Raw genomic sequence first — 25,915 nt, forward strand, 5'->3', positions numbered from 1 at the left:
GACGCGTCCGCTGCGAAGTCGCCAGCGGCGGTCGCTCGAACGCGAGCCACAGGTGGGCTGCGAAACAACCACTGCTCAGGCTTGTAGCGGAGCGACTTCCGTTGGGGCGTAAGTAGGTTCGCGCTTCTTCAGGAATGCGATCACGCGATAGGTGATCGGGAGCACCACTACTTCGACGAGGGTCTTCCAGAGGAAGCCGACGATCACGTAGTTCACGAACTGCTGCCAGGTGTCGATGCCGATGGCGCCCGCGGCGATCGAGCAGAAGAGCAGCGTGTCCGCGAACTCGCCGACGATGGTCGATCCGATCAGCCTGGCCCACAGGTACTTTTCCTTGGTTCGCTCCTTGATCAGCACCAAGGTCGCGGAATTCAGCAGCTGTCCGACGAAGTATCCGGCCAGCCCTGCGAGGACGAGCCGGGGCGTCGTGCCGAGAACCGTGCGGAACGCCTCCTGGTTCTCGTAGAAGCTCGCGGCGGGCAGTCGGATCGCGATGGCGAAGCACACCACCGTCAGCAGCAAGGCGGCGAAACCGTAGTAGATCGCGCGCCGGGTGGCGCGGAAACCGTACACCTCGCTCAGCACGTCGCCGAGGATGTAGGCCAGCGGGAACAGGAAGAAGGCGCCGTCGGTGGCGATGGGCAGGATTTGCAGCGGCCCCAGCGACACCGAGCGATCGCCGAGGAACTCCACCCCCTTGGTGGCACAGATGTTGGAAATGATCAGGGTCGCGGTGAACAGGGCCACGATCGGTGCGTAGTACCCCCGCGCCACCTCGGCGAATGCCGCGTGGTTCGACGCGGGGCGCCCAGGCCCGCCGTGTTCTTCAGTGGTATTCGACTCACTCACCCGCATCATCAAACCAGGTTGTGGAATACGCTGTAGCAATGACGAATCCCGGGGACTCCGACGAATGGTGGAAGCAGTACGGCGGCCAAGGCGTGTCGCCGGAGTCCGGTGGGCAGAGCTCGCTGCCGCAGTACCCGAGCGCCGAGCAGCCGTCGGGTTATCCCTCGGCGCCGCAGTACCCGGTGCAGCCGCCGTCGCAGCCGATGACGCCGCCTCCGCAGCCGCAGTACCCGTCCTACCAGCAGCCTGCGCAGCCGTATCCGCAGCCGAGCTACGGCTACCAGAGTCCCTACCAGCCCTACGGCGCTCCCGCGCAGGGCACCAACGGCATGGCGATCGGCGCGCTGATCTCGTCGCTGGTCGGGTTCGTCACCTGTGGGCTCGGCTCGATCATCGGCGTCATTCTCGGCGTCGTCGCGCTGAATCAGATCAAGCAGTCCGGCCAGGAGGGCCGCGGTATGGCGCTCGCGGGCATCTGGATCGGTGTCGGTGCGTTCGTGCTGGGCCTGCTGTATTTCGTCGTCGTGATCGTCGTTGGGGTCTCCAGCGCGTAGCCGCCGGGCTGGAAAAGCATCAGGGGCGCACCCGAATGGGTGCGCCCCTGCGCATTTCGGACGACCTACGCGGCTCAGGCCTTGATGACCTGGGTGCCGCCGGCGAACTTGTCGTGCCAACCTTGCTTGTTCGGGTCCTGGGAGATGGTGATGATGATGTAGATCACCAGACCCAGCGACACGAGACCGCCGACGCACGGGATGATGTTCGCCGCGATGAACAGGTTGCGCTTCAGCGAGGTGACCGGGTCCACATTGCCCGCGCCGCCGGGGGCGACCACCTTCAGGCCGAGGATCTTCTTGCCGAGCGTGGCGCCCTGCGAGGTCTCCAGGCCGACGAAGTAGCCGAGCTGCACCAGGGTCCAGACCAGGCTGAGCCCGATGGTCAGGCCGAAGGAGTCGCTGACCAGGGCGTACAGGATGAAGTACGGGATCAGCAGAATGATCGCGTCGATGACGCGGGCGCCGATGCGGGTGCCGAGGTCACCCGGCTGACCGCCGTAGTTGTTGAAACCGGGCTGCTGCGGGTACTGACCGTAGGGGTCCTGCCCGTACTGCGGCTGCTGACCGTACTGCGGCTGCTGGCCGTATTGCGGCGGCTGCTGCTGCCCGTACTGGGGCTGCTGCCCGTACTGCGGGGGCTGCTGCCCGTACTGCGGAGGCTGCTGGCCGTGCTGCGGAGGCTGGCCGTACTGGTCGCCGCCCTGCGGGTACGGCTGCCCATACGGCTGCCCGCCCTGCGGATACTGGTTGGGGTCGTACCCACCGCTTGTCATAGTTATTTGTCCTCGTCGATTGATCAGTAGTTGGACCGATGCGTACGTTACGGACATCCGCTGTGTTGCAACAACCCATTCACATCGAGTGTCCACGGTTCGCGGGGCAGTAATAGCGGGTCGAAATGCGTGAGTAGCTCGGCGGACGAGCTCGCGGTGTAGCCGAGCGAAGCGGCGAGTGCCGCGACGACATCGCCGGGTGTGTTGCCGAGCGCCCGCCGGTCGGTAAGCGTCACGGCGCCATCCCGTTTCGCCAGCCGCCGTCCCTCCGGGTTGAGCACCAGCGGCACATGGGCATAGCGCGGCACCGGAAGACCGAGCAGGGTCGCGAGGTATGCCTGTCGCGGTGTCGACGGCAGCAGATCGTCGCCGCGCACCACCTGGTCGACGCCCTGTGCCGCGTCGTCCACCACCACCGCGAGGTTGTAGGCCGGGACACCGTCGCCGCGGCGCAGCACCACGTCGTCGACCGGGCCGCGGTAGCGGCCGTGCAGGTCGTCGTGCACCTCGAACTCGGTGGCCGTCGCGCGCAGGCGCAGCGCGGCAGGGCGGCCCTCGGCGCGCAGGCGGGTGCGTTCCGCCGCGCTCAGTTCGCGGCAGGTGCCGGGATAGGCGCCCATCGGCCCGTGCGGCGCTGTCGCTGCCTTCTGGATTTCTTTTCGCGTGCAAAAACATTCGTAGGTCAGTCCGGCGGCGGTGAGGCGTTCGATGGCCGCGTCGTAATCCGGCAGCCGTTCGGATTGGCGCACCACGGGGCCGTCCCAGTCCACGCCGATCGCGGCGAGGTCGTCCAGTTGCCGCCGCTCGGCGCCGGGGCGCACCCGATCCAGGTCATCGATCCTGAGCACGAAGCGGCGGCCGGTGGAGCGGGCGAACGCCCAGGCGAGCAGCGCCGTGCGGAGATTGCCCAGGTGCAGGTCACCGGACGGGCTCGGCGCGTACCGGCCCGCGCCCGGCTCAGCCACGGGCTCCGCTGGTGAACGAGGAGATGCGCATTCCTGCCATCGTAGGAGCGCGGCGATCAGCCGCGCAGACGCGGCCTCAGGTCGGCCTCGGACAGTTCTTCACCGGCATCGAGCGCGGCGAGCAGAGATCCCGCGTGGGCGATCAGTCCGGCGAGGTCGATACCGTAGGGCACGCTATCTTTTTCCGGACTATAGGCGGTCAAACGGGACACCGCGCGGGCGAGGAGTGTACGCGCCCCCTTGGGATTTCCCCGTTGTATGTGGGTCAGACCGACAGCGAACTGCGCCAGGGCCTGCCACAGCATCCGCTCGGCGAACGGTCCGTTCTTCCATGCGGCCTCTAAAACCTCATGTGCGTTGAAAGCTAGTCCGTTGTCCAGCAGTTGCTGGGCGAAGGTCAAGGTTTGCTGGGGTGGCAGATCTAGATCATCCGGAATTCGGGGGACTCCGGTGCTGCCCGGCGGCAGTGGGCGCCCGAGGCGGTCGCGCGGCCGGGCGTTACGGGCGCGACCTGCGTCGTCGCGATCGCGTTCGACCATAGGTTCCATCATGCACGGCCGCGGCGGAGCCGTCGACGCGGGCCCGGGCGGTCGCCGAATTGTCGGCCGATAACAGAGCAATCACATCCGCTAAAAACATTGTGGTACGCCAGTGCGAAGAATGGCTGCCAGCGCCTGGCAATGTTTCCGCAAACCTCTTCCTTCGCAAACCTGTGTGGCTGCGATGATTGAATAGGCAAGAGACGGGCAAACTTTCGATGGACCTGCTAGTGTGGGCCCGCGGGGACAGGCCCCGCGCGAGGTTAATTTCCTCTCGAACTCCACGTGCGATATCAACGCACCGGGAAAGTGCGCTCTACCAAGGGCGCACTGCGGGATTCGGCTTTCAGCCGAGTTCCGAGGCTAGCTGGAACAATGTCAGGAGAAATCTATCTCGCTCTCGACGCAGCAAAGGAGCTAGTGCCGTGGAAGTTGATTTGGCGGGCGCTGTGTGGCGCAAGAGCACATACAGCGGCCCGGATGGGAACTGCGTAGAAGTCGCTTTCCTCGGGGATGGCAATGTCGCGGTTCGTGACACCAAGGACAACGGACGGGGCCCGGTCTTGGCCTTCGTGCCGAGCGAGTGGGATGCGTTCCTAGTGGGGGTCTCGGCGGGGGAGTTCCGGCGCGGATAAACCGCACTGGAGCAGCCTGAGCCAGGCAAAGCGGGCCCCGGGTCGCATGGACTCGGGGCCTTCGCGGTTTTCCGTGGACGATTTCCGGCGCCGTCCGATCATCAATGGGCGGATCCGTTTCCGCGGCCGTTCACCCGCTCCTGGATCCTGCGTAGCACGGCGAGTTGTTTGCGTTCCTCTTCGTGTTCGGTCGCGAAGTGCTGCTCGCTCTCCTGGCGCGGGTCCGCGCGCAGGAAGCTGCCGGTGCCCGGCTTGCCTGCCGCGCCCAGCTTGCTCATCTTCTTCGGGACCGGAGCGCCCTGATACGCCAGCGGAATCGGGTGACCGTGCTCGTCCACCGGGCCGAGCGGCTGGTGGATCTCGATGTACTCACCGTGCGGCAAGCGCTTGATCACACCGGTCTCCACACCGTGCTCCAGCACCGCGCGGTCGCTGCGCTGCAAGCCGAGGCAGATGCGGTAGGCGAGGAAGTAGGCCAATGGCGGTCCGAGTAGAAGCCCGATCCGGCCCACCCAGGTCGTCGCGTTCAGCGAGATGTCGAACTTGTAGGCGATGATGTCGTTGACGCAGGACAGGGTCAGCACCACGTAGAACGCGATCGCCATCGCGCCGATCGCGGTGCGGACCGGCACGTCACGCGGGCGTTGCAGCAGGTTGTGGTGCGCGGCTCGGTCGCCGGTCAGGCGTTTCTCGATCCACGGGTAGGCGATGAGCAGGACGAACACCAAAGTCATGATCACCGCGACCCAGAACACCGCGGGCACGGTGTAGCGGCCCAGATACAGCTCCCACGGCGGCATCAACCGCGCCATGCCGTCGGTCCACATCATGTAGAAGTCCGGCTGCGATCCCGCCGACACCTGCGAGGGGTTGTACGGGCCCAGGTTCCAGATCGGGTTGATCTGCAACAGCCCGCCCATGAGGCCCACGGTGCCGAGGGTGAAGGCGAAGAACGCGCCTTGATCCGCGGCGAACACCGGCACGATGCGGGCGCCCACCACGTTGTTCTCGGTGCGGCCCGGGCCGGGGAACTGGGTGTGCTTCTGGTACCACACCAATGCGATGTGTGCGGCGATCAGCGCCAGGATGATCCCCGGAAATAGCAGCACGTGCGCGATGTACAGGCGCGGGATGATGATGTCGCCGGGGACATCGCCACCGAACATCAGCCAGTGCATCCAGGTGCCGATGATCGGGATGGAAATCGTGATGCCCGAGAACGCGGCCCGCAGGCCGGTGCCCGACAGCAGGTCATCGGGCAGCGAGTAGCCGAAGAAGCCCTCGAACATCGCCAGGATCAGCAGCAGCGAGCCCATGACCCAGTTCGCTTCCCTCGGCTTGCGGAAGGCGCCGGTGAAGAAGATCCGGAACAAGTGCACGATGATCGACGCCGCGAACAGCAGCGCCGCCCAATGGTGCACCTGGCGGACGAACAGACCGCCGCGCACCTCGAAGGAGATGTTGAGCGCCGTCTCGTAGGCCCGCGACATCGTTACGCCGCGTAGGGGCTGGTAGGAACCGTCGTAGACGACCTCCGTCATGGAGGGGTCGAAGAACAATGTCAGATACACACCCGACAGCAGCAGGATGATGAAGCTGTAGAGCGCGATCTCACCGAGCAGGAACGACCAATGCGTCGGGAAGACCTTGTTGATCGACCGCTTCACGAACGCCGCGGCCTTATACCGCTCGTCCGCCTCATGGGCTTGCGTAGCGATCGCGCGAGCTAGATCTGTAGCCATGGCCGACACCCCGCCCTGGGTGAGAGTGGTATCTGTTCCTACTACAGACGGTAGCAGAGCTTGGCGGCGGAATCGATGGGGTTTCCCGCCCGGTTGTGGAACAAGATCATTCACATTTACTTCGGGCTTGCCGGAAGTGGACGCGTCCGAGTCGATATCGTTTTACTGGTGAGCGCGATGGCACCGCAGGACGCGACGATGTACTGGTTGTCCCGACGCACGCGCAACGATCTGTTTCTGCTGTATTGCTTCGCGGATTCTGGACAATCGACCGAAGAACTGCGCGCCGCCGTCGCCGAACGTAGCGAACGGATCGCAGACCTGCGGGTGCGCCTGCGCGAACTGCCCGCGGACATCGATTACCCGTCCTGGACGCCCGGTGAATTCGCCGCCGAGCAATTCGTGGAACACCAACTGGCGGAGCATTATTGGTCGCGGTTGCTGGACGCGCTCGGCGATGTGCTCGGCACCGGAGTGGACGCGGCCGTGCGTCCGTGGCGGTTGCATGTGTTCCGCGGGATCGTCGACGCACCGGGGCCGGGGAACGGGCCCGCCCTGGTTGCGGTGCTGCAGATGTCGCATGCGCTCGCCGACGGACGACGCGCCTCGGCGATCGCGCGCGCGTTGTTCAGCGAGTCCGCGGTGGACGAGGATGCCGCGTTTCGGGGCGGTCATCGAGCGGGGTTGATGCCGGGAGGTGGCGGTGTACTGGCCGATTCGGTCCTGGGACTGCTGCGTATGCCTGTTCGGCTCGCGTCGACCGCGGTGCGGGGTTACCAAGCCTTTCGGGCGCAGCAGCGACTCGCAGAGTTGACCGAGAGGGGCGAGCTTCCCCCACCGGGAGCGGGTTTCCCGGCCAGCCTGGTGAATCGGTCCAGGCCCGAGGGGATTTCGCGGCATGCGGTCCGGATGCTCGTGTTCCCGGCCGGAGACCTGCGGGTGCCCGGTCGCACCGTCACCGTTGTCGTCCTGACCGCGGTGTCGTTGGCGCTCGCTCGCTACCTGGCCGACGATGAGGAGCCCATGCGACGGCTGGGCGCGCAGGTGCCGAGCGCGCTGCCGGAGTCGTCGCCCAGGCGTGGCATCCGCCCGCGCAACAATTACCGCAGCCTGGGCGTCGACCTGTTCACCGACGAGCCGGATCTGCGTCTGCGCGCCGACAAGATCGCCGCCGCGCTCGCCGAGCGACGCCTGCGCGCTCAGCACCCACTCTTGTCCGCCCAGGACCGGGTCACCGCGACCATCCCCGCCCCCTTGCTGCGCCGCGACGTCGACCGCTATCCGATCGACACCGTCCCGGACTCGATCGCGGGCCACACCGTCGTCTCCAGCGTCCACCGCGGCCCCGCCGACCTGGTCTTCGGCGGCGGCCCCGTCCGGTTCACCGCGGGCTTCCCGGCTCTGGGCTCCGTCATGCACCTCACCCATGGCGTGCACGGCCTCGGCGACACCGTCACCGTTTCCGTGCACGCGGACTCCGCGGTCGTCCCCGATGTCGACGCCTACGCCGACCTGCTCCGCTCCGGCGTGAAAGAAGTCATCGCCGCACTGTGAGTGACGAGCCTGCCTCCGCCCGCGAGGATCAGGCTCGGGCGAGGGCCGGTACCGACGTGGCCTGCGCGAGTTCACTGGAGACCTTGATCTCGAGTTCGATCCGCGTCGCGCTGATCACCGAGCGCTCCTCCTCGACCGTGTTCTCGATCGCCCGCGACCACAGCGCCTGGATTTCGGAGATCTCCTCGCCGGTGGCCTCGCCGTCGAGTTCGATCCCCCGCCGCTGCAGGGTGATGTTCAGCGCCGCGCCGAGCGTGCGCATCAGATCTTCGCAGCGATTGGGCAGCTTGCGATGCGCCACGACGCGCAGGCTGCTGATGAAACCGACCGACCCGGAGATGGTTTGGCGCAGTTCCTCACCCACCTGGTCCAGCTCGTCGTCCGCCCACCGGTCACAGTGCATCAACCGCTGACGGACCTCGCTGGAGATCGCCAGCACGGAAGACACCGAGGCCAGCACGGATTCCCGCCTCCACCTGTCGTGTTCCCGGCGATCCGCCGCCGCGTTCGTCAACTCCACATTCCGTTGCGCGGCATCGAGCGTGACCCGGTTCCGCTCGTCCGCGGCGGTGACCGCCGCACGGTTCGTGCGGTTGTTGACCAGCACACCGACCAATGCCGCAAGGGCGACGACGAGGGAACCGAAGAGTGGAAGCCACTGAGTCACGGGGAGATCATCGCATCGTAATCGGAAGTCGCACAGTCTTGATCGCACGATTCCGAATCGCTGCGGCACCGAGCCTTCCCGGTCCACCGAGGTCGGCAACGGAACCACCAGTCGTCAGCCCCGTGCGGCACCTTCCGGCCACACGACATCGACCGGCACGCCACGTTCACGCGCGAGTTCCACCACGCTCGCGGTGCCGGCCTTCTGTCCGTCCTCGCCGTCCCACACCGCCACGAGCCGATCCACCGACCCCACCACGGCATCGTTCGCCGCCTCGTACGCTTCCCGGCCCGCGTTATCGAATTCCATCACCCGCACCTGCGCAGCCCGGCTGATCAGGTCGTCGAACGACTCGGCGTGGTCCGGCTTCACCTTCGTTTCACGGTAGTTCCGTGACGGCAGCACCACCTCGAGCTGACCGCCCGCGTCGAGCACCGCTTGCGCGAACACGGAATCCGCGCCGCGCGCGAGGCAGCTGACGCCGACCAGGCTGCTCGGGTCGTGCTCGTCGAGTAGCGCGCGCACCGCCTTGTAGACCAATGGCGCTGTCGCCTCGGTGATGTTCATATGCCCTGTGACACCGATTCGCATACCGATTGCTCCTATGTGGTGGCGGCGATGAGTGGATGCATCCATTCCTGGAGGTCGGCGGTCCGCGCGCGTTGACGTGGACGATCCGTCATTTCCCGCTGCTCAGGGCGGGGTGTGCCAGCAGCGCCTTCCAGGCGGTGCCCCAACCGACTGTGTCCGGCTCGGCGTCACCGCTGTCGACCACCGTGACGCCCCACTCGGACAGCTTCCCAACGGCATCTCGCAACGCCGGGAAACGCAAAAGCTCCGGCTTCGCGTATGGCACGGCCACCACTGGAAGTCCGCGACCCACGGCCTCGACCAGCATCCCCACCGGCAGTGTATCGGCGATTCCCAGTGACCATTTCGCCAACGAATTCGCTGTGATCGGCGCGGCAATTACCGCGTCGGGCGGTGGCAGCACATCGAGCGTGCCGGGCTCCTTGAACTGGGACCGCACCGGATGCCCGGTCAGGGCTGCCAGCGCATCGGCGTCGATGAATCGGTAGCCGTTGGGGGATGCGATCACGCATACGTCCCAGCCGTCGGCTTGGGCGTATGCGACGAGCTCGCCGACCTCGTTCGCTGGCGTCGCGCCGGTCACGATCACGTACAGGACGGGGCTTCGCTGATCGTTCATACCGCCATCGTGTCAGCTTCCTCTGTCCCTGCGTCGGCTAGGCAGGAACAGCACCGACCCGCTTTGCGAGCCGACCCAGGTCACCGGTCGTCATCGAACGGCGCGCGGCGCGCATCATGTGCCCGACCAGTTCGCGCACGACGGCCATCGACCGTACATTCTGTGGCGCGATGTGTTCGGCGCGCAGCAGGGCATTCAGAGCCGCCGGGTAGTCGTGACAGAGGGCGTGCGCGCGGCCCAGTTCGACGAAGTACTGTGCTCGCCTGCTCGCCGCGGCGATAGCACCGGGCGGCAGCTCGGCGGCAACTTCGAGAACCCGGACCGGATCGCGTTGCTCCAACGCTACCGACATCCGCCACACCATCACGTTGTCCGTGCCGAAGGTTGGATTGCGGAGAATCGACCAACCTGGCTGCGCACCGGCAAGCCGCCCCGCCACCTCGTCTGCGGCGTCGAAGTAGGTTTCCGCTTCCTTGCCTGCTGCGGCGGCCGCAAGAGCGCTCTGCAGGTGCAGCATTCCGAACGTCTCCAGTTCTCCGAGCGTACGGGCTTGCTCCTCCAGCCGGTCGATTGCGCGCGTCGCGCATGTCAATGCTGCATCCACTGAACCGGGCCGCGATAACAAGACCTGGCTGCGCGCGAATGCCGCAGCGGCGTCAGTGGCAGCATCACCGGTATTTCGAGCGGCCTCCTCAACGATCTGCGTCGCCGTCCATGCCTGCGCGGTGTACCCGCGCACACGCAACGCGATAGCGGCGTCGGAAGCGAGCCCCGCCAGAAGATTCCATGCCCGATCTGCGTCCGCGCCAGTGTCATCCATCGTATGGCGGAAGCTTTCGGTCAGTAGCGGACCAAGCATCGAGCTCAATACGGCGAAGTCCCATTCGATGAGTGCGGTGCTCACCCGCTGTCCCGCATAGGCAAGTTCGTCCAGGGTCATCGGTGGCCCAGTTGGTGTCACGTTCCCGGCAGCCCACAGCGCAGTCTCGATGTCGGCGACCGCGGCGTGGAACGACACCGCCGCTGGGTCGGTCTCGTCAGCTGGGTGACCTGTGAGGTCACCAACCCGGACACCGAGCGCATCAGACAATGCGTACAGCAAGCGACGGGAATCAATTGGACGATCGCCAGTCTCGTACTTGGCGATCGCGCCTCTACTCACACCGACTCGATCGGCCAGCAACTGCTGCGACCACCCACGGCGACGGCGAATGGCACGTATCTGCTGTCCGATGAATCGACCATCCCCGTACTGAAGCTCGCTCATGTGCACATTCCCCTCAGCGGCACGTGAAAGCCCGACGTTGGTGATTGTCCCGCAGCGGAACAGTTTCAGCTGCCGAAGGCGCAAACCTGATGAGCAGCACAATGCGCCAGGTCTCGCAGGTCGGTCCGGTGTCGGTGTGCATTCGAACGCCTACCAGGAAGCTGCCATGCATATTTCGCAGGACACTCGGGACCTGTGGGCCGCGCGGTACCGCGATTGCGCGGCCGAGCCCACCGATCTCGATCTGGACCGCGCCCGATTCATCCTCGCCGAGCACGCCGCCCATGGCGACCGATGCCTGCCATACCTCGCGGCCATGGCCTACTCCTTCGGGTCTCAGGGATAGCCGATCGGAACATGAACGCGACCAATGACTCTCGGCACAGCGGAATAACTGCCGAACATATGAAGAGGGGTCAGGGGATACCGGACTGGCATCAGCTCTGCGCCGCATTCCGCGGCACGGTCGGCCACAACCCGGGCGACCACCTGATCACCCGATGGGCGCAAAGCCTCGCGCATCTACACCGCAGTCGCCGCATCAACCCAGCACGTACCACTGAGTCGATTGCCGCCGTGCCGATCTCGTGGCGCTGATCAACCAGTGGGTCAGCAACCACATACAGCCGGTCCACGGCCGCGCCGAACTCGTCGGCCCGACAGCGGACGCCCTCGCGTCGGCCTACGTCGCGGCCGAGTTCCTGCTGGTCCACACCGACGTGCCCGAGGAAACCATGCATGCAGCTTGGTCGACGGTCGGATACCTCGCTACCCAGTGGACCGACCTCGTCACCGAGGTGATCGACGGGCAGCCGTGCATACGCGACTACCCACGGGGCCACCAGCGATGATGCTCACCGCAGTACTAGCGATGATCATGGCCGCGGCATGGGTTGCCATATTCGCAGTCGTCCTTCTCGTCGCAGGGATGCTGACCGGTGGACCGCCGAGCGGACCGCGTGTCAGCGAGATCGACGACCGGCTCAGCCACGAGTCTCCGATCCGACCGCTCACGGTCGAGCAGGCCACCCAGCAGTGGCCCCGGCATTTCGGATGCCGCCTCAGCTACTGCGCACGCAAATGACTGGACCGAGGTACTCGTCTCGTAGATGGGAGACTGGATAATGGCGGAGCCGATCGTCCACACGCCCATGTACGAGCAGCTGCTCGCCGACGCCGAACGGCTCGCGCGCGACCGCGGCGACGGATGGGTCGGTGTCGAGCACGTCTTGATCGCTGCCTTCTCCGACCCCGACGCAATCTCGACCGTTGAGCTGCGCGATCGGATGGGCGTCGATCCCGCCGAACTGATCCGCCGGTTGGCGCAAATCATCGATGCCCCGGTCCCCGGCCCGGGCGAGTACCGGGTGCGCAGCCTGGACGGCACGACCGTAATTCGGTCGGTCGATGGCTAGCCAGGTCATTCGGTCAGCGGCTCTCTGCCATCCCGTCGTCAGCGGGCCGCGCAACGGGTTTCTAGGGGAGGTACTTGTTACGCAGAACGGCCCGGGTTGGAAGCGGGAAAAGCTTCTGACCCGGGCCGTTGTGGCGGAGGATAGGGGATTTGAACCCCTGAGGGCGTTAACCCAACCCGCGTTCCAGGCGAGCGCCATAGGCCACTAGGCGAATCCTCCGTGGAGCAGCATACCGGTAGGGCCGGGCTGGTCGCCAAATAGGGGCGGAGAATGGGGCGAAGTGCCTGGTGGGGCGGGGTAGTGGACCCCGGGGGATGGACCTGTGGGTAGGAGCGGCTACACTGGCCGACGGATCCCGCGCGGCGCGCATCCTGTGAACCCCCCCAGGGCCGGAAGGCAGCAAGGGTCAACGGGCTCTGCCGGGTGCGCGGGGTCCCCTTTCAGAGGGCTCGCGCGGACAGGTGGTCCGCCGTCGGATAACGCCTCCAATTCCGGGCAACGCACGGGTAACGTGAACACCGTCCGCGGATGCACGTGCGTCTGCACGGACACCATGTTCGGCCGCCGCCGCACATCGGTCCGGCCAACCCATCGTCCCTTCGCTGCTTGAAAGGCTGCCCAGGATGCCCCGGCAAACGCAGATCGGTTTGATGAGCCATGAGGAACTCGTGCACGAGCACGACACCCAGACCGCGAACTACGCGACGCTCAAGACCGAGAAGCTGACGCTGGACCTGACCCGGGGGAAACCTTCTCCGGAACAACTCGACCTGTCCGCCGCGCTGCTCGAACTGCCCGGCGAGGGGGATTACCGCGACGGCACCGGCACCGATTGCCGTAACTACGGTGGCCTGCACGGCCTCCCGGAACTGCGGGCGATCTTCGGCGAGCTGCTCAACGTCCCGGTGGACAACCTGCTCGCGGGCAACAACGCCAGCCTCGAGCTGATGCACGACGTGATCACCTACGCGATGCTGTACGGCACCAACGACTCCGAGCGTCGCTGGGCCGCCGAGGACACGCTGAAGTTCCTGTGTCCCGCCCCCGGCTACGACCGGCACTTCGCCATCACCGAGGCGCTCGGCTTCGAGATGATTCCGATCCCGATGCGCCACGACGGCCCGGACGTCCACGCCATCGCCGAAATGCTGGCGAACGACCCGCAGATCAAGGGTCTGTGGGCGGTGCCGAACTACTCCAACCCGACCGGTGTCACGTTCTCCGAAGACGTTGTCCGCGAGCTTGTCTCGATGCCCGCCGCGGCGCCGGACTTCCGGCTGTTCTGGGACAACGCCTATGCGGTGCACCCGCTCACCGATACCGCTGCCCCGGTCCTCGACGTGCTCGGCATGGCCGCCGCGGCCGGAAACCCGAACCGTCCGTTGGTGTTCGCCTCCACCTCGAAGATCACCTTCGCCGGCGCTGGCGTGAGTTTCATCGGCGGTTCGACGGCCAATCTGGACTGGTACCTGAGCCATGCGTCGAAGAAGAGCATCGGCCCGGACAAGATCAACCAGTTGCGTCACCTGCGTTTCTTCCAGGACGCCGACGGGGTGCGCGCGCACATGCAGAAACACCGCGCCATTCTGGAGCCGAAGTTCGCGCTGGTGCTGAAGATCCTGGAGGACCGCCTCGGCGCGTCCAAGGTGGCGTCCTGGACCGAGCCGAAGGGCGGCTACTTCATCAGCCTGGACGTGCTCGAAGGCACCGCGGCACGGGTGATCGCGCTCGCCAAGGACGCGGGCATCGCGCTGACCGCGGCGGGCTCCGCCTTCCCGTACCGGAATGATCCGGAAGACAAGAACATCCGCATCGCTCCCAGTTTCCCGAAGCTCCCCGAGCTGGAGAAGGCGATGGACGGCCTGGCCACCTGCGTGCTGCTCGCGGCCACCGAGAAGCTGCTCGGCAAGTAATCCAGACCGAACACGCGATCGCGCCCGGCACGGACTTCGTGCCGGGCGTTCGCATTCTCCGCGCAGCCCGCAGAGTCTCTCCCCGCCACCCCGGCCGGAGGGTGCCTGGAGAGCGCAGCCGGGCGATGTATGTCCGCAGCCCCGCGGCGGGCTGAGGGACCGAAGAGCGGGCGCAGTGGGGCGTGGTTTATCCACAACCTCGCGTCGGGCTCCCGCGAGGGCAAGGCAGCCGCCGCGGGACGCGGCCGTGCGCAGCCCCGCGCCGGGCAGAGTGGCAGCCGCAGAACGGTCCTGTCGGGTAAGTCCGTCGAGCCGGGCCGCGCGACGGCGAAGCAGCCGCTTATCCGGTCTCCAGGAGCGACTTGAGTTGCGCGAGGTCGGCGCGGTTCGCCCGGCGGATCGCCGCCTCGAGCAGGGGCGCGGCGAGTTTCCCCAACCCGCTGGGCTCGCCGCGGTTGCGCAGCGTCATGCGGGTGCCGCCCGACGGGGTGTCCGCCCAGGTGTAGGTCGTCGCCATTGGGAACGGGCCCTCCGAGGTGCGCATCACCAGCCGCTCGCCGGGCACGTAGTCCACGACCTCATAGGTGTAGGTCAGCCGCCGCCCCAGGAAGTGGGCGACGAACGCGATCCGCGCGCCGACCCGCAGCGGCGGCTCCGTCTGCCAGGTGGCACTGCGGATGCGCGAGTACCAGGCGGGAGCGTGGGCCGGGTCGCCCGCGAAGGCCGCGACCAGCTCGCGTGAGCGGTCGATCTCGACTTCGGTCAGGACGTCGACGGCCATCGGGCCGGTTCAGTGTGGTTTGTGGGCGAGGACGGCGAACATGGTGACCGAGAGGTGGATGTCGCCGCTGGCCGCGCCCGCCTCCAGGTCGGTGAGCAGTTGATCGCGCTCCGCCTCGGTGATCGCGCCGCGGGCGACGGCCATCGCCGAGATCCTGGTGACCAGCGAACCGGCGCCGACGCTGCGGTCCTGCACCAGGGCTTGCGAGCCGACGTCGTCGACCACCAGACCGGCCTTGGTGAGCAGGCCGGGGATGCGGCGGCCGGACAGCGGGTTGGTGGTCGCCGACACGAGCGTGTCGATCACCTCGCGCACGACCCGCCGGTCGCCGGGGTGCATGATCGCCGTGCCCCAGTCGCTGTCCACCACCACGACGCGTCCGCCGGGCCGCAGCACGCGCGCGATCTCGTTGGCCGCGCGGGCGGGGGCGGTCAGGTGCTGGAAGACGCGCTCGCACAGCACGGCGTCGAAGCTGTCCGAGCCGAACGGCACGCCGTAGGCGTCCCCGGAGTGGAACCTGGCCGTCGAGCCCGCCTCGGCGGCCCGGCGTTCCGCGGAAGCGAGCAGGTGCGGGTCGGGTTCGACGCCGACCGCGCTGCCGTCCGGGCCCACGGTTTCGGCGAAGGCGATGACCTCCGTGCCGGTGCCGGAGCCGATGTCCACGGCGTGTTCGCCGGGCCGCAGCGCGAGCGCTTCATGCGCCCAGCTGCGCAGGCGGCGGATACCGGGTAGCGCGGCCTGCAGGTCGCGCACGTCGACAAGTTGGTCCTGACCTGCTCGGTCGAACCGGTCTGGGCGCAATCCGTAGGTGTTCATGGGCCCGTGTCCATCCCTGGCCGTTGCCGTCGTGTCTGTCGGTGTCGCCGTCATCTGAGGCATGGCCTGGAGCCTACGCGGCGTGTCGTCTACCCGCGCGTAGGCCATGTGACCAGAGTCACTCGCGTGCGTATCGTCGACGAACCGGGCGTTCCCGCAGCGTCGGCACCGGTGGGATGATCGAACCGGTCCGGAGTACACCGAGCAGGAGGTAACCGATGAGTCGCGCGCTGTGCCTGGCGCAGGACGCCGAGGCGGACAAGCTGCTGGCCGAAGATCACTTCGCCACGCTGCTCGGGATGCTCCTGGACCAGCAGTACCCGATGGAGCACGCGTTCCGCGGCCCGAAGAAGATCGCCGACCGGATGGGCGGGTTCGACATCCATCGCATCGCCGAGGCCGACCCGCAGGAGTTCGAGGACCTCGCCGCGACGCCGCCCGCCATCCACCGCTACGGCCGTTCCATGGCCCGGCGCGCCCAGGAACTGGCCCGCTACGTCATCGAGCACTACGACGGCAAGGCCGAGAACATCTGGACCGCGAGCGACCCGGACGGCAAGGAGGTGCTGCGCCGCCTGAAGGACCTGCCCGGGTACGGCGAGCAGAAAGCCAAGATCTTCCTCGCGCTGCTCGGCAAGCAGCGTGGCGTGCGGCCCGAGGGGTGGCGCGCGGCGGCGGGCGCATACGGCGAGGAGGGCTCGCGCCGCTCGGTTGCCGACGTGACCGACGCCGAATCCCTCGCACAAGTGCGGGAATTCAAGAAGCAGGCGAAAGCGGCCGCCAAAACGACCTAGCGTCGTTGCCGTAACTCGCAGGTTGCCTATTTGAAATCTTCCTGCGTTTTTCCCTCGTTTGTCCGGAGTTTCTGCCCGATGCTTTCGGCTGGAACAGCTCCACCCGAGATGAGGGATTGCAGGACATGAGGATGAGGAAGCTCGCCGTGCTCGCGGCGCTGGTGACCGTGGCGACCGGAGTGGCCGCGGGGACGGCCGGTGCCGCGCCGGCGGAGGAAAGTGCTGAGAGCGCGATCAATTTCACCGCGCACGCCACCGATACCCAGTCGATCATCGAAACCGACGCAGGTTCCCTGGTCGTCGAGGACGAGGTGTTCAAGGTCAAGGCATCCAACGGTACCGTGGTCGCGGCGACACCGCTGCGGTTTCAGCTCGACGATTTCGAATTCCCGATCGCCGCGCAGGTTTCCGGCCGCAGCGCCACCCTGACCCCGATCTTCGACCGGGAGCACGCGGTCTACAAGCCGGTCGCGCTGCCGTATGAGGACAAGGCGCCGTGGAAGACCGAGTACGACCGTGAGGTCGCCGCCTGGACCCGTCTGACCAGCACGATCAGCGCGGGCGCGACCATCGGCACGCTCGTCGGCGGGCTCGCGGGCGGCGCCGTCGGTTGCGTGCTCGGCGGCATCGCGGGCGCGACCGTCGCCTCCGCGGCGATCGTCGGCCTGTTCGGCGCGTTCATCCCGGCCGCCGCGATCGGCTGCCTCGGCGGCATCATCGCGGTCGGTGCGCTCGGCACCCTCGCGGGCCAGATCCTGATCACCGCTCCGGTGGCGATCGGCGCCGCGATCCAATACTTCACGACGATCAATCAGCCGTTCGTCGCGCCGAAGTAATCCGTCGCGCGAAAAGACCCCGCCCCGAGGGCCTCTCGGTGGGCCGGGGTCTTTTTCGTGCCCGCACGACCTGGGGAAACAATGTGCGGGTGCGCACAACGGCGCGTCGGGGGTTGGTGCGTCGCGGATATCGGTGTTAATTTTAATGACATGTCTGCCAGCCGATGGAACCTCCCGCGGGTCACTTACGTGACCGCCGCGCTGGGCCTGCGGCTGCCTTTGACGCGCGAACTGTGTCGCCTTTCTTGCTGCAGCTGAGCCCTTTTTCCTGCTCATTTGCTGCCTCGCCGCCCATGTAGGCATGTCCCGTTGGATAACGGGACTTCAGCAAGGATCTGCACAATGTCCCTTCCCACCCTTGAACGATCCGTCTCCAGGGTTGCCAACGGCCGTGTCCGCGTTCAGCGTCCTGTGGTCGCTCCCGAGCTCCGGATCGGTGACAACCCGGCGGCAGCGGTCCTGCGCGCCGCGACCGGCGGCCCCGTTTCCCGCGACAATGCCGCGCGCACAACGGGTTTGAGCATCGCCACGGTGAACCGCCAGGTTTCCGCGCTGCTCGCGGCGGGCCTGCTGCGCGAGCGTCCCGATCTGACGGCCTCGGGTGCGGTCGGGCGCCCCCGCGTCCCGTTCGAGATCGATCATGACGCCTACCTGACCATCGGCATTCACATCGGCGCCGCGGTCACCAAGATCGTGGCCGCCGACCTGCGCGGCCGCATTCTCGGCGGGCTGGCCATCGCCACCCCGCAGACCGGGCAGGAGTTCGCCACCACCACCGTCGCCCGCAGCGCGAAAGCGTTCCTGCAGCGCTGGCATCGGCGCAAGGCGTTGTGGGCCGGGGTCGCGATCGGCGGCCGAGTCGACCCGCTCACCGGTGTCGTCGATCATCCGAAGCTGGAATGGCATGGGGCCCAGATCGGTTCGGTGCTGGGCGAGGTACTGGAGCTGCCGGTGTCGGTGGCGCCGCACGTCGAGGCGATGGCCGCTTCCGAGCTGTTGTTGCCCACCGGCGAGCCGAAGGACCGGGCCAAGATCGAGCGCGGCAGCAGCCTGTACTTCTATGTGCGCGAAACCGCCGGTGTGGCGGTGACTTTGGACGGTCGCGTGCACACTCCGAGTAACGGCCCTGGTTCGATCGCGCACTTGCCCACCGGCTCGAACGTCGAATGCACCTGCGGGCGTCGCGGCTGCTTGGAAGTGACCGTGGGCGATCGGTCACTGCACTCCAGGGCGGTCGGCCGCGGCATCATCCCGGCCCACAACGGAACCGGTGGCTCGACCATCGCCGATCTGTACCGGGCGGCGGAGGCGGGTTCGGAACCCGCGCGCGAACTGCTGGCCGAGCGAGCCACCATCCTCGGGCACACCGTGGCCATGGTCCGCGACATGCTCAACCCGGATCGGGTGGTCCTCGGCGGCCAGGCCTTCACCGCCTACCGGCCCGCGGTCGCCCATGTGGCGCGCGCGTTCAACCAGGGCTCCACGCTGCCGCCGACCGATATCCGGATCAGCGGATTCGGCGGGAAGGTGCAGGAATTCGCCGCGGTGGTGACGTCGCTGAGCGTCCTCTACGCCGATCCGCTGGCCGCCATCCGGCGAACCGCGTCCGGCGACTGAGCGAGAGGAGAAAGGGCGACCGGCCACGTGGCCGGTCGCCCTTTCTCGTGTGTGCTCGCCGAACGCTAGCGGTGCGGATCGCCCGCGCTCGCGAACAGTCCTTCCAGCGCGGTGATGAAGAACGGGAAGTGGCTCGCGAAGCGCTGGAGGTTGCGCTCGCGCTCGAAGCCGGCGAACCAGTACAGGCCCGGTTGCGCGTCGGCCGACGGATCGAGGTCGCGGAAGACGCGGATCCAGTTGTCGACGCGTCCGCCGATCACCGTGAACGGCAGGGCGCGGGAGAACACCGTCTCCTGGTCGATCGGCGGAATCTGTTCGCGCCGAGTCGCTTCCAATCCGCGTTGCAGCGCGCGGATCTGCCGGGTGAGTTCCAGCCCGCGAGTCGTGCGGACCGGTAGGTATTTCGGCAGCAGCAAGGTCGCGACGCCACCGAGGGCGATGGCGATGCCGACCAAGGCGTGCCCGGAGGTCAGGGCGAGCGCGACGGTCGCGGCGATACCCGCGACGACCAGCGCACCGCCCAGCCACACCGCGAGGCCGGGGCGGCGGCGATCGAGGAAGTTGCCGCGAGCGACGGCGTCGGCGAGCAGCGCGGTGCGCACCGGCTCGGCGGCGACCCGGCCCGGCTTGCGCAGCTCGGCGAGCGTCACCGCGTCGGTGCCCGCGGGCAGCAGCGCTTGGTAGACGGCTTTCTCGTAGTCGCGCAGCTGGTCGTCGGGGGCGTTCACGCGGGTGATCCGCCAGTCCTGGTCGCTGAGCGGAGCGAGCCGGATGTACCGACGCACCGCGAGATCCACCACGGTGGCGGCGATGTCGACCGGGTCGACGTGCCCGTCCAGCAGCAGGCCCGCCTCGCCGGGCAGGACGCCGTCGGGCGAGGTGAACTGCACGCGGTCGTTTTCCCGCAGCAGCGGATCGATCACATCCGAACCGTCGCCCGTGGCCGCGTCCTGACGACGTGCGCGCAGCACGAACGCGGCCAGGCCGGCCAGAGCGAGCAGCAGGACGCCGAACGCGACGAGTACCTGGGCGGTGATCGCGAAGGGACCCGTGGCGCCGCTGTCGCGCACGTCGGCGTTGCTCGGCACGGTGCCGGGCGGCAGTTGCAGGGTCAGATCGATCGCGTCGCCCTTGTGTAGGTCGGTCTGCTCCAGGAACAGCACTCCGTCGGCTTCGACCTGGACGTCGGCGCACGGCCGTGAGTTGCCGGGCGGGCCGAGTTTGCAGTCGACGATGCCCATTTCGAAGCTGGGGCTGATCAGCGTCGCGCTGATCGCGGCGATATCGGCGTTGAGCACGCCGAGCCAACGGAACACCTGGGTGCCCGGCGCGTCGCTGACCGTGTTCCGCACGGAGTACCTGAAGGTGGATTCGCCGGGCTTCGCCTCGATGGTGAACTGGTCGTTCGCCACCGTCGCGGTACCGGCGCCTTCCGTATCCACGTCGGTGACCTGGAAAACCCGCTCGGCGTCGTCGCTCACCTTCAGCCGCAGCGGAAGCGACATCCGGAAGGAGCCGTCCGGCGGCACCGCCACCTGCTCGACCACCTCGAGGACGCCCTCGCGGTTCAACTTCAGATCGGCGGTGATGGTCACACCGCTCGGTGCGGGCTCCGTGTGGGCGACCGGGGCCGACGCCAGCATTCCCGCGGAGGCGAGTAGCAGCGCGCCTACGGCGGCCCCCCGAAAAGTCAGCATGGCTGCCTACTCTAGACAGCTTGCTATTCTGCGTCAGCGGCTGTCGGCTATCACTGAGACGAGGGGTTCGGGGGCGTGACACAACCACCGTACGGACACGGGCCGGTTCCGCATGGCGGGCGCCCGGTTCCGCCGCCGCCCGGTTATGGTGCGCCCTTCGGCTCGCAGCCGGGGTACGGGCCGCCTCCTGGTTACGGCGCTCCGCCGGGATATGCCCCGCCTCCTGGATATGCCCCGCCGCCCGGGTACGGCCCGCCGCCCGCCTTCGGTGCGCCCGGTTATCGCCCGCACGTTCCGCCGCCGATGCCCTACGGTCCGCCTGGACGTCCGCCCTATCCGCCGCCGCGCAAACGCGGTGGCGGCGGCTGGGTGGTGCTGCTGGTCGTGGTCGTGTTCCTGGTCGCGGCGGGACTGGTGCGCAACGCGATCTCCGTCGGACGCGGCGACAGCGACGCGTCCGGCCCGCAGCCGACCTTCACCTTCGACGCCCAGCCGGACGGCTCGACGGGCCCCTCGGAGACCGGCAACAACCCGCTGCTGACCGACCCGAACGCGACGCTCATCCCGGCGCGGTGCGACTACTCCCCGTGGGGAACCCAGGTGGACGCCGCGCGCGAATTCTTCGAAAGCGCAGCCTCGTGCCTGGAAGCGGCGTGGAAACCGGTCCTGCGCAAGGCGAATCTGCCGTTCCAGCCGCCCACGCTGAACGTCAGCGCGACCACGTCCGGCATCACCACGCCTTGCACCGGATCGACGAGCAATTTCGCCGCGTTCTACTGCCCGGCGAACAAGACCATCTACATGCCGATAAGCCAATTGCAGACCGACTACTTCAAGGACAACTGGGTGGTCTATCTGTCGGTGTTCGCACACGAGTACGGACATCACGTGCAGGCGATGTCGGGCATCCTGCGCAGGGCCAACAGCGAGCGGGCCGACGCCGGGCCACGCAGCGCCAAGGGGCTGGAATTGTCGCGCCGAGTCGAGTTGCAGGCCAACTGCTTCGACGGAATGTACCTCTCGTCCTCGGCGGAGGGCGGCTCGCTGACCGATTCGCAGCTCACCCTCGCGCGCAAGGATGCCTACGGCCGCGGCGACCAGGCGGGGGACATGCGCGACCACGGTTCGTCCGAGAACGGCGGGCAGTGGTTCGAGACAGGGCTGGACAAGAACCGTGCGGCACAGTGCAATACGTTCACCGCGTCGGCCAGTTCCGTGAGCTGAGGGGACGACCCCGGTCAGCTCCGGCCCGGACCACACGCACCGTGCTACTCGCGGGCACCGGACGGCCAGTGGCGAAATTCGACCGTGCTCGCCGACGCCACGGGCATCCGCGGCCTGCTCGCGCGCGTACTCATGCGGTTGCTCGGCGAGGCGAACTGGCGGGCGCCGGAACCATTGGCGCGCCTGCACGCCAAGATCGGGTTGGCGGAGGGCGATTCGGTCATTCCAGGGATGGATTCCGGCGCAGCCGCTCTACCCAGGCGGTGACCGCGTCCGGTGTGGGCGGGTCCGCGCCGATCAGGTCGAACACGCTGTAGCCGATGCACGCGGCGCTCATCACGCGCGAGGCGACCGCTTCCGCGTCGCCCCAGGGCAGGAAGGGCTTGGCGATCAGCAGCGAGGCGATGCCGTGGGCGACCGACCAGAGCTCCAGGACGACCGGCAGCGGGTCGCGTGACGCCATCGTGCCGTCCTCCATGCACTTGCGCACGGTGGCCGCGAAATGCTGGAACGCTCCGCTGGTGAGGACTTGGTCCACCGCGCCAGAGGTCTCGGTGGGCGCGGTCGCCAGCCGGTACTGCTCGGGATGGGCCAGCGCGAAACGGACGTAGGCCATGCCTTGGTCGCGCAGCTGGGTCACCGGTGAGGCCGCCGGATCGGTGGCCGCCCGCATCGCCTCGGCCAAGTCCTCGAAGACCTGGGCGACCACGGCCTCGATGAGCTCGTCCTTGTCCGCGAAGTGCCGATAGATGGACGGCGCGCTCACCCCGACCAGCTCGCTCACCGCCCGGATCGAGACGGCATCGGCGTGGCCGGTCCTGGCGAGCAGTTCGGCGGTGGCGCGCAGGATCTCCTCGCGCAGCTGAGCTCCGGAACCGCGCGGCGATCGCGGACGTCGGCCACCGATCATGCCCGTCCCACGGTTTCCAGCGTGCGGGACGCGGTGGTCTCCTCGCCCTCGGTCAGCCCGATCTTGGCGTGCAGGCGCGCCAATGGTTCGGGCGCCCACCAGTTCGCCTTGCCGAGCAGCCGCATGAGCGCGGGCGCGAGCAGGCCGCGGATGATCGTGGCGTCGGCGAGCACGGTCAGTGTCAGGCCCAGGCCGAGCAATTGCATGAACGACACCTTGGAGGTCACCAGGGCGCCGAGCACGATCGCCATCAGCACGGCGGCCGCGGTGAAGATCCGGCCCGTACGGGCAACGCCGACCGCGACCGCGCGCGTGTTGTCGTGCGTGGCCAGCCATTCCTCCCGCACCCGCGACAGCAAGAACACCTCGTAGTCCATCGAGAGGCCGAAGGCCAGGCAGAACATCAGGATCGGCATGGTCGGCACCAGGTAGCCGACCGGGGTGAAGCCGAGCAGCCAGGACAGGTGGCCCTCCTGGAACACCCACACCATCGCGCCGAACGCCGCGGCCAGCGAAAGCGTGTTCAGCACAAGCGCTTTGATGGGCAGCACCACGCTGCCGGTGAACAGGAACAGCACGATGAACGTGGTCAGCGCGATCAGCGCGGCGGCGAGCGGCAGCCGGGCGGCCAGTGCGTGCAGCGAGTCGGCGTTGGCCGCCGCCGCGCCGCCGTAGAGCGCGGGGCCCGGTGCCGGGATCGCCCGGATCGCTTGCAGCTGCTGGTCACCGGCTGGCGAGAACGGATCGAGCTTGGTCGCGACACTCAGATACGTCCCGGTGTCATTGGCCATGCCGGGTGGAGGCGGGGCCAAACGGGCCCCGGAGACGTAGATCCCGGCGCTGGACAGCACCGCCGGTACGCCGTCGACCCGGGACAGCTCGGCGGCGTACGCGCCGATCGCGGTGGTGTCGCCGCGGTATCCGTCCAGCACGATCGTGGTATTGGTGACCGGGTCGGCCTGCGGGAACTGGGTGCGCAGCGCGTCGCCGACCTGACGGCTGGTAGCGCTGGTCGGCAGCACCCGGTCGTCGGGATAGCCGAATTGGACCGAGAGGAAGGGAGAGCCGAGCGCCAGCAGCACCGCGATGATGACGATCGCGACCGGCGCCGCGTGCCGCATCACCCAGGTGACCATCCGGTACCACCCGGTGTCCTCCGGCGCCCGCGGCCCGGGCGCGGGCGCGCCGCGGCGAAACAGGCGCCGCAGCGGAACCCGCAGATCGAGGGAGTTCACCCGAGGGCCGAGCAATACGAGCGCGGCGGGCAGGACGACGATCGAGGCGGCCGCCGCCGCGACGACGACCGCGACCCCCGCGTACGCGAAGGATTTCAGGAAGTACAGGTCGAACACGCTCAGCACGGCCATGGAGAGCGCCACGGTCAGCGCGGAGAACAGCACGGTGCGTCCGGCGGTCTGCACGGACCGGATGGTCGCCGCGGTCGTGTCGAGGCCGTTGCCGAGTTCTTCCCGGAAGCGGCTGACGATGAACAGGCTGGCGTCGATGGCCAGCGCGAGGCCCATCGCCGTCGTCATGTTGAGCGCGTAGATCGAGACGTCGGTGAACAGCGTGAACAGCCGCAGGATCGCGAGTGTGGCGAGGATGGCGAACACGCCGATGGCCAGCGGGAGAGCGGCGGCGACCAGGCTGCCGAACACGAGGATCAGCACGATCATCGACAGCGGTACGGCGACACCCTCGGCCAGGGCGAGGTCTCGGGTGGTCTGCTCGGTGACGTCGTGATAGATCGCGGCGATGCCGCCCTGATGGACCGTGATGCCGTCGGAGTCCGAGGCGAACTGCTTCTCCAACTCGCCCGCGGTCTGCTGAATCTGGGTTTCGTCTCCGTCCAGGAAGGCGACAACCAGGGCGTTCTTGCCATCGGTGCTGCGCAGCGCGCTCGCCAACGGCGGCGGTGCGGTCCAGTAGGACTGGACGCCTTGCACACCGGAGCGCGCCTTCAGCGCGTCCACCAGACCGATGCCCGTCGCTTTGGTGGCCGGATCGTCGGCGCCCGCGTCGGAGCTGACCAGCAGCACGAAGTTGGGCGCGGCGCCGCCGAAGTTGTCGGCGATGAGCTGGGTCACCCGGGCGGATTCGGCGTCGGCGGAGGTGAAGCCGCCGGACTTCAAATGCGTGGCCGCGGTCGCGCCGAAGACGCCGAACAGGACGGCGAGGGCGAATGCCGTCGCTAGCACGAGGCGGGGTGAGCGGGTGGTGAATCGGGCTATCCGGGTCAGCATCGCGGCTCTCCTCGTAGGTTAACGACGTTACCCTAACGCCGTTAACTCAGTGTTGTCGAGGCCGCTGTACGAGCCGAGGTCAGCCGCGGGATTTACGTATCGCTCGCAGCCCCCTGCGGCCCGGCACCGGGAGGTCGTCGCGCATGGCGACCCACTCCGCGGTGGTCAGCCAGAGCTGTTGCGCGCGGGCATCGGCGGTGTTGTGGAAGATCCGGCGGCCGCGGTCGTCCCGCAATTCCTGTGCGACCACCGACCAGCGCGGCGGGCGGCCGTGCTCGTCCAGATAGTCGGCGAGGTAGGTCGCGATGGCGGTGCCGATCGTGTTCACCGGGCGCAGCGACACCCGGTTGCCGTACTGGGCGGCGTAGAAACGCCGTGCGGCGCAGAGGGATCGAGGGTTGGCGTTGGAGGCGATCCAGCCGGCGCGCTGCGCTCGTTCGATCAGCCACAGATGCTTGACCGCCGATGGCGCGATATTGCCGACGCGGGTGCGGATCAACGTCATGATCTGCTCGCTGCACAGCACGTCGCGGCGCGTCGGCCCGTATCCGTAGGTCGTCCAGTGCGCGTCGGCGAGTTTCGCGAGCACCTTGCCGAAGTCATCGATGCTGCGTTGCGCGCGGCGGCCGAGGCGTTCGATGCGCTCGGCCTCGCGGCGCATCTCGTTCTGCGCCGTCAGGGTGCGGATCGCGGCCATGGTGGGGACCTGGCCGCGTTCGAGGAGTTCGAGGATGGCGGCCGAGGTGGCGGGGTCGGCCGCCGCGGTCACCGGCAGCGAATCGCGTTTGATCGCGAAATCCTGCGGGCTGATCGCGCGACTCAGCAGAGCTACGGCGGAGCGGTCGCCGGCGAAATCGGTGCTGGACAGCCAGGCGGCGGCGATGTCGTCACACGACGGCACGGTGGAAGGT

Annotated in this window: 26 protein-coding genes, 1 tRNA gene and 1 other RNA gene; 12 read left to right on the forward strand and 16 right to left on the reverse strand. The window is 67.7% G+C overall.

The window, feature by feature from the left end; translation table 11 throughout:
* Window positions 1-75: 75 nt before the first annotated feature.
* A complete protein-coding gene (locus tag ON34_RS00930; protein WP_040772805.1) occupies window positions 76-858 on the reverse strand; it encodes a queuosine precursor transporter in 783 nt (260 codons plus the stop codon).
* Window positions 859-887: 29 nt separating this feature from the next.
* Between ON34_RS00930 and ON34_RS00935 the strand changes: the two genes are divergently transcribed.
* Window positions 888-1,403 (forward strand): DUF4190 domain-containing protein, encoded by a 516-nt coding sequence (locus tag ON34_RS00935; RefSeq protein ID WP_051022025.1) that lies wholly within the window; start codon window positions 888-890, stop codon window positions 1,401-1,403.
* 74 nt (window positions 1,404-1,477) lie between these two features.
* On the opposite strand, the gene ON34_RS00940 is transcribed toward ON34_RS00935, so the two are convergent.
* The 3 genes from ON34_RS00940 to ON34_RS00950 are packed head-to-tail and all read right to left on the reverse strand — an operon-like array spanning window position 1,478 to window position 3,683.
* Window positions 1,478-2,179: an RDD family protein gene (locus tag ON34_RS00940; RefSeq protein ID WP_040772808.1), complete on the reverse strand. Its 702-nt coding sequence runs from the start codon at window positions 2,177-2,179 to the stop codon at window positions 1,478-1,480.
* 47 nt (window positions 2,180-2,226) lie between these two features.
* A complete protein-coding gene (gene gluQRS / locus ON34_RS00945; RefSeq protein ID WP_040772811.1) occupies window positions 2,227-3,144 on the reverse strand; it encodes a tRNA glutamyl-Q(34) synthetase GluQRS in 918 nt (305 codons plus the stop codon).
* A 56-nt stretch (window positions 3,145-3,200) separates the two neighbouring features.
* On the reverse strand, window positions 3,201-3,683 hold the full coding sequence (locus ON34_RS00950) for a DUF309 domain-containing protein (RefSeq protein ID WP_040772813.1): 483 nt from the start codon (window positions 3,681-3,683) through the stop codon (window positions 3,201-3,203).
* Window positions 3,684-4,108: 425 nt separating this feature from the next.
* Between ON34_RS00950 and ON34_RS00955 the strand changes: the two genes are divergently transcribed.
* Window positions 4,109-4,318 carry a DUF397 domain-containing protein gene (locus tag ON34_RS00955; RefSeq protein WP_040772815.1) on the forward strand — a complete coding sequence of 70 codons (210 nt, stop codon included), beginning with the start codon at window positions 4,109-4,111 and terminating at the stop codon, window positions 4,316-4,318.
* Between the two features lie 101 nt (window positions 4,319-4,419).
* On the opposite strand, the gene qcrB is transcribed toward ON34_RS00955, so the two are convergent.
* Entirely contained in the window at window positions 4,420-6,060 is a 1,641-nt protein-coding gene (gene qcrB / locus ON34_RS00960; RefSeq protein WP_040772817.1) for a cytochrome bc1 complex cytochrome b subunit, read from the reverse strand.
* Window positions 6,061-6,228: 168 nt separating this feature from the next.
* Between qcrB and ON34_RS00965 the strand changes: the two genes are divergently transcribed.
* Window positions 6,229-7,614, forward strand: a complete 1,386-nt coding sequence (locus ON34_RS00965; protein WP_157172136.1) for a WS/DGAT domain-containing protein — start codon at window positions 6,229-6,231, stop codon at window positions 7,612-7,614.
* 28 nt (window positions 7,615-7,642) lie between these two features.
* Here the strand turns inward: ON34_RS00965 and ON34_RS00970 are convergent, their stop codons facing one another.
* From ON34_RS00970 to ON34_RS00985, 4 genes are all read right to left on the reverse strand, one after another.
* Entirely contained in the window at window positions 7,643-8,281 is a 639-nt protein-coding gene (locus ON34_RS00970) for a hypothetical protein (RefSeq protein WP_040772821.1), read from the reverse strand.
* A 114-nt stretch (window positions 8,282-8,395) separates the two neighbouring features.
* Window positions 8,396-8,872, reverse strand: a complete 477-nt coding sequence (locus tag ON34_RS00975; RefSeq protein WP_040772823.1) for a hypothetical protein — start codon at window positions 8,870-8,872, stop codon at window positions 8,396-8,398.
* An 88-nt stretch (window positions 8,873-8,960) separates the two neighbouring features.
* Window positions 8,961-9,491, reverse strand: a complete 531-nt coding sequence (locus ON34_RS00980; RefSeq protein ID WP_083889063.1) for a flavoprotein — start codon at window positions 9,489-9,491, stop codon at window positions 8,961-8,963.
* A 37-nt stretch (window positions 9,492-9,528) separates the two neighbouring features.
* On the reverse strand, window positions 9,529-10,758 hold the full coding sequence (locus tag ON34_RS00985) for a helix-turn-helix domain-containing protein (protein WP_083889064.1): 1,230 nt from the start codon (window positions 10,756-10,758) through the stop codon (window positions 9,529-9,531).
* A gap of 166 nt (window positions 10,759-10,924) precedes the next feature.
* On the opposite strand from ON34_RS00985, the gene ON34_RS00995 reads away from it, so the two are divergent.
* From ON34_RS00995 to ON34_RS01010, 3 genes are all read left to right on the forward strand, one after another.
* Window positions 10,925-11,104, forward strand: a complete 180-nt coding sequence (locus tag ON34_RS00995; RefSeq protein WP_040772828.1) for a hypothetical protein — start codon at window positions 10,925-10,927, stop codon at window positions 11,102-11,104.
* A 241-nt stretch (window positions 11,105-11,345) separates the two neighbouring features.
* A complete protein-coding gene (locus ON34_RS01000; protein ID WP_040772830.1) occupies window positions 11,346-11,609 on the forward strand; it encodes a hypothetical protein in 264 nt (87 codons plus the stop codon).
* 273 nt (window positions 11,610-11,882) lie between these two features.
* Window positions 11,883-12,173 carry a Clp protease N-terminal domain-containing protein gene (locus ON34_RS01010; protein WP_040772834.1) on the forward strand — a complete coding sequence of 97 codons (291 nt, stop codon included), beginning with the start codon at window positions 11,883-11,885 and terminating at the stop codon, window positions 12,171-12,173.
* A 131-nt stretch (window positions 12,174-12,304) separates the two neighbouring features.
* Here the strand turns inward: ON34_RS01010 and ON34_RS01015 are convergent.
* Window positions 12,305-12,392 (reverse strand) — tRNA-Ser (locus tag ON34_RS01015).
* Between the two features lie 128 nt (window positions 12,393-12,520).
* Between ON34_RS01015 and ffs the strand changes: the two genes are divergently transcribed.
* Both ffs and ON34_RS01020 read left to right on the forward strand, forming a co-directional pair.
* Window positions 12,521-12,615: signal recognition particle sRNA small type (gene ffs, locus ON34_RS34125), an RNA gene on the forward strand.
* A 181-nt stretch (window positions 12,616-12,796) separates the two neighbouring features.
* Window positions 12,797-14,086 (forward strand): aspartate aminotransferase type Ic, encoded by a 1,290-nt coding sequence (locus tag ON34_RS01020; RefSeq protein WP_040772836.1) that lies wholly within the window; start codon window positions 12,797-12,799, stop codon window positions 14,084-14,086.
* A gap of 340 nt (window positions 14,087-14,426) precedes the next feature.
* Here the strand turns inward: ON34_RS01020 and ON34_RS01025 are convergent, their stop codons facing one another.
* Window positions 14,427-14,867: an SRPBCC family protein gene (locus ON34_RS01025; protein WP_040772838.1), complete on the reverse strand. Its 441-nt coding sequence runs from the start codon at window positions 14,865-14,867 to the stop codon at window positions 14,427-14,429.
* A 9-nt stretch (window positions 14,868-14,876) separates the two neighbouring features.
* The gene (locus ON34_RS01030; protein WP_040772840.1) at window positions 14,877-15,683 is read right to left on the reverse strand and encodes a methyltransferase domain-containing protein; all 807 of its coding nucleotides are present in this window, start codon (window positions 15,681-15,683) and stop codon (window positions 14,877-14,879) included.
* A gap of 218 nt (window positions 15,684-15,901) precedes the next feature.
* On the opposite strand from ON34_RS01030, the gene ON34_RS01035 reads away from it, so the two are divergent.
* From ON34_RS01035 to ON34_RS01045, 3 genes are all read left to right on the forward strand, one after another.
* A complete protein-coding gene (locus tag ON34_RS01035; RefSeq protein ID WP_040772842.1) occupies window positions 15,902-16,477 on the forward strand; it encodes an HhH-GPD-type base excision DNA repair protein in 576 nt (191 codons plus the stop codon).
* 125 nt (window positions 16,478-16,602) lie between these two features.
* Window positions 16,603-17,313 carry a DUF8020 domain-containing protein gene (locus tag ON34_RS01040; RefSeq protein ID WP_040772963.1) on the forward strand — a complete coding sequence of 237 codons (711 nt, stop codon included), beginning with the start codon at window positions 16,603-16,605 and terminating at the stop codon, window positions 17,311-17,313.
* Window positions 17,314-17,655: 342 nt separating this feature from the next.
* Window positions 17,656-18,930: an ROK family transcriptional regulator gene (locus tag ON34_RS01045; protein ID WP_040772844.1), complete on the forward strand. Its 1,275-nt coding sequence runs from the start codon at window positions 17,656-17,658 to the stop codon at window positions 18,928-18,930.
* Window positions 18,931-18,995: 65 nt separating this feature from the next.
* Here the strand turns inward: ON34_RS01045 and ON34_RS01050 are convergent, their stop codons facing one another.
* A complete protein-coding gene (locus ON34_RS01050) occupies window positions 18,996-20,627 on the reverse strand; it encodes a DUF2207 family protein (protein WP_040772846.1) in 1,632 nt (543 codons plus the stop codon).
* Window positions 20,628-20,702: 75 nt separating this feature from the next.
* On the opposite strand from ON34_RS01050, the gene ON34_RS01055 reads away from it, so the two are divergent.
* Window positions 20,703-21,851, forward strand: coding sequence for a neutral zinc metallopeptidase (locus ON34_RS01055; protein WP_245547829.1), 1,149 nt, complete (start codon window positions 20,703-20,705; stop codon window positions 21,849-21,851).
* A 220-nt stretch (window positions 21,852-22,071) separates the two neighbouring features.
* On the opposite strand, the gene ON34_RS01065 is transcribed toward ON34_RS01055, so the two are convergent.
* The 3 genes from ON34_RS01065 to ON34_RS01075 all read right to left on the reverse strand — a co-directional run bounded on the left by ON34_RS01065 (window position 22,072) and on the right by ON34_RS01075 (window position 25,905).
* Window positions 22,072-22,761 (reverse strand): TetR/AcrR family transcriptional regulator, encoded by a 690-nt coding sequence (locus ON34_RS01065; protein WP_040772852.1) that lies wholly within the window; start codon window positions 22,759-22,761, stop codon window positions 22,072-22,074.
* Complete coding sequence (locus ON34_RS01070) at window positions 22,758-25,004, reverse strand: MMPL family transporter (protein ID WP_040772854.1); 2,247 nt, start codon at window positions 25,002-25,004, stop codon at window positions 22,758-22,760. The genes ON34_RS01065 and ON34_RS01070 overlap by 4 nt, the downstream gene beginning before the upstream one ends.
* Window positions 25,005-25,083: 79 nt before the next feature.
* Entirely contained in the window at window positions 25,084-25,905 is an 822-nt protein-coding gene (locus tag ON34_RS01075; RefSeq protein ID WP_040772856.1) for a hypothetical protein, read from the reverse strand.
* Window positions 25,906-25,915 lie beyond the last annotated feature (10 nt).

This window comes from Nocardia pneumoniae NBRC 100136 (assembly GCF_000308755.1).
GTDB lineage: Bacteria > Actinomycetota > Actinomycetes > Mycobacteriales > Mycobacteriaceae > Nocardia > Nocardia pneumoniae.

Excerpts from the sequence above, each read along its gene's own strand:
- ON34_RS00930 (WP_040772805.1), bottom strand. The coding sequence starts at position 858 with ATGATGCGGGTGAGTGAGTCGAATACCACTGAAGAACACGGCGGGCCT.
- ON34_RS00935 (WP_051022025.1), top strand. The coding sequence starts at position 888 with ATGACGAATCCCGGGGACTCCGACGAATGGTGGAAGCAGTACGGCGGC.
- ON34_RS00940 (WP_040772808.1), bottom strand. The coding sequence starts at position 2,179 with ATGACAAGCGGTGGGTACGACCCCAACCAGTATCCGCAGGGCGGGCAG.
- ON34_RS00950 (WP_040772813.1), bottom strand. The coding sequence starts at position 3,683 with ATGGTCGAACGCGATCGCGACGACGCAGGTCGCGCCCGTAACGCCCGG.
- qcrB (WP_040772817.1), bottom strand. The coding sequence starts at position 6,060 with ATGGCTACAGATCTAGCTCGCGCGATCGCTACGCAAGCCCATGAGGCG.
- ON34_RS00975 (WP_040772823.1), bottom strand. The coding sequence starts at position 8,872 with ATGCGAATCGGTGTCACAGGGCATATGAACATCACCGAGGCGACAGCG.
- ON34_RS00980 (WP_083889063.1), bottom strand. The coding sequence starts at position 9,491 with ATGAACGATCAGCGAAGCCCCGTCCTGTACGTGATCGTGACCGGCGCG.
- ON34_RS00985 (WP_083889064.1), bottom strand. The coding sequence starts at position 10,758 with ATGAGCGAGCTTCAGTACGGGGATGGTCGATTCATCGGACAGCAGATA.
- ON34_RS00995 (WP_040772828.1), top strand. The coding sequence starts at position 10,925 with ATGCATATTTCGCAGGACACTCGGGACCTGTGGGCCGCGCGGTACCGC.
- ON34_RS01010 (WP_040772834.1), top strand. The coding sequence starts at position 11,883 with ATGGCGGAGCCGATCGTCCACACGCCCATGTACGAGCAGCTGCTCGCC.
- ON34_RS01020 (WP_040772836.1), top strand. The coding sequence starts at position 12,797 with ATGCCCCGGCAAACGCAGATCGGTTTGATGAGCCATGAGGAACTCGTG.
- ON34_RS01025 (WP_040772838.1), bottom strand. The coding sequence starts at position 14,867 with ATGGCCGTCGACGTCCTGACCGAAGTCGAGATCGACCGCTCACGCGAG.
- ON34_RS01030 (WP_040772840.1), bottom strand. The coding sequence starts at position 15,683 with ATGAACACCTACGGATTGCGCCCAGACCGGTTCGACCGAGCAGGTCAG.
- ON34_RS01035 (WP_040772842.1), top strand. The coding sequence starts at position 15,902 with ATGAGTCGCGCGCTGTGCCTGGCGCAGGACGCCGAGGCGGACAAGCTG.
- ON34_RS01040 (WP_040772963.1), top strand. The coding sequence starts at position 16,603 with ATGAGGATGAGGAAGCTCGCCGTGCTCGCGGCGCTGGTGACCGTGGCG.
- ON34_RS01045 (WP_040772844.1), top strand. The coding sequence starts at position 17,656 with ATGTCCCTTCCCACCCTTGAACGATCCGTCTCCAGGGTTGCCAACGGC.
- ON34_RS01050 (WP_040772846.1), bottom strand. The coding sequence starts at position 20,627 with ATGCTGACTTTTCGGGGGGCCGCCGTAGGCGCGCTGCTACTCGCCTCC.
- ON34_RS01065 (WP_040772852.1), bottom strand. The coding sequence starts at position 22,761 with ATGATCGGTGGCCGACGTCCGCGATCGCCGCGCGGTTCCGGAGCTCAG.
- ON34_RS01070 (WP_040772854.1), bottom strand. The coding sequence starts at position 25,004 with ATGCTGACCCGGATAGCCCGATTCACCACCCGCTCACCCCGCCTCGTG.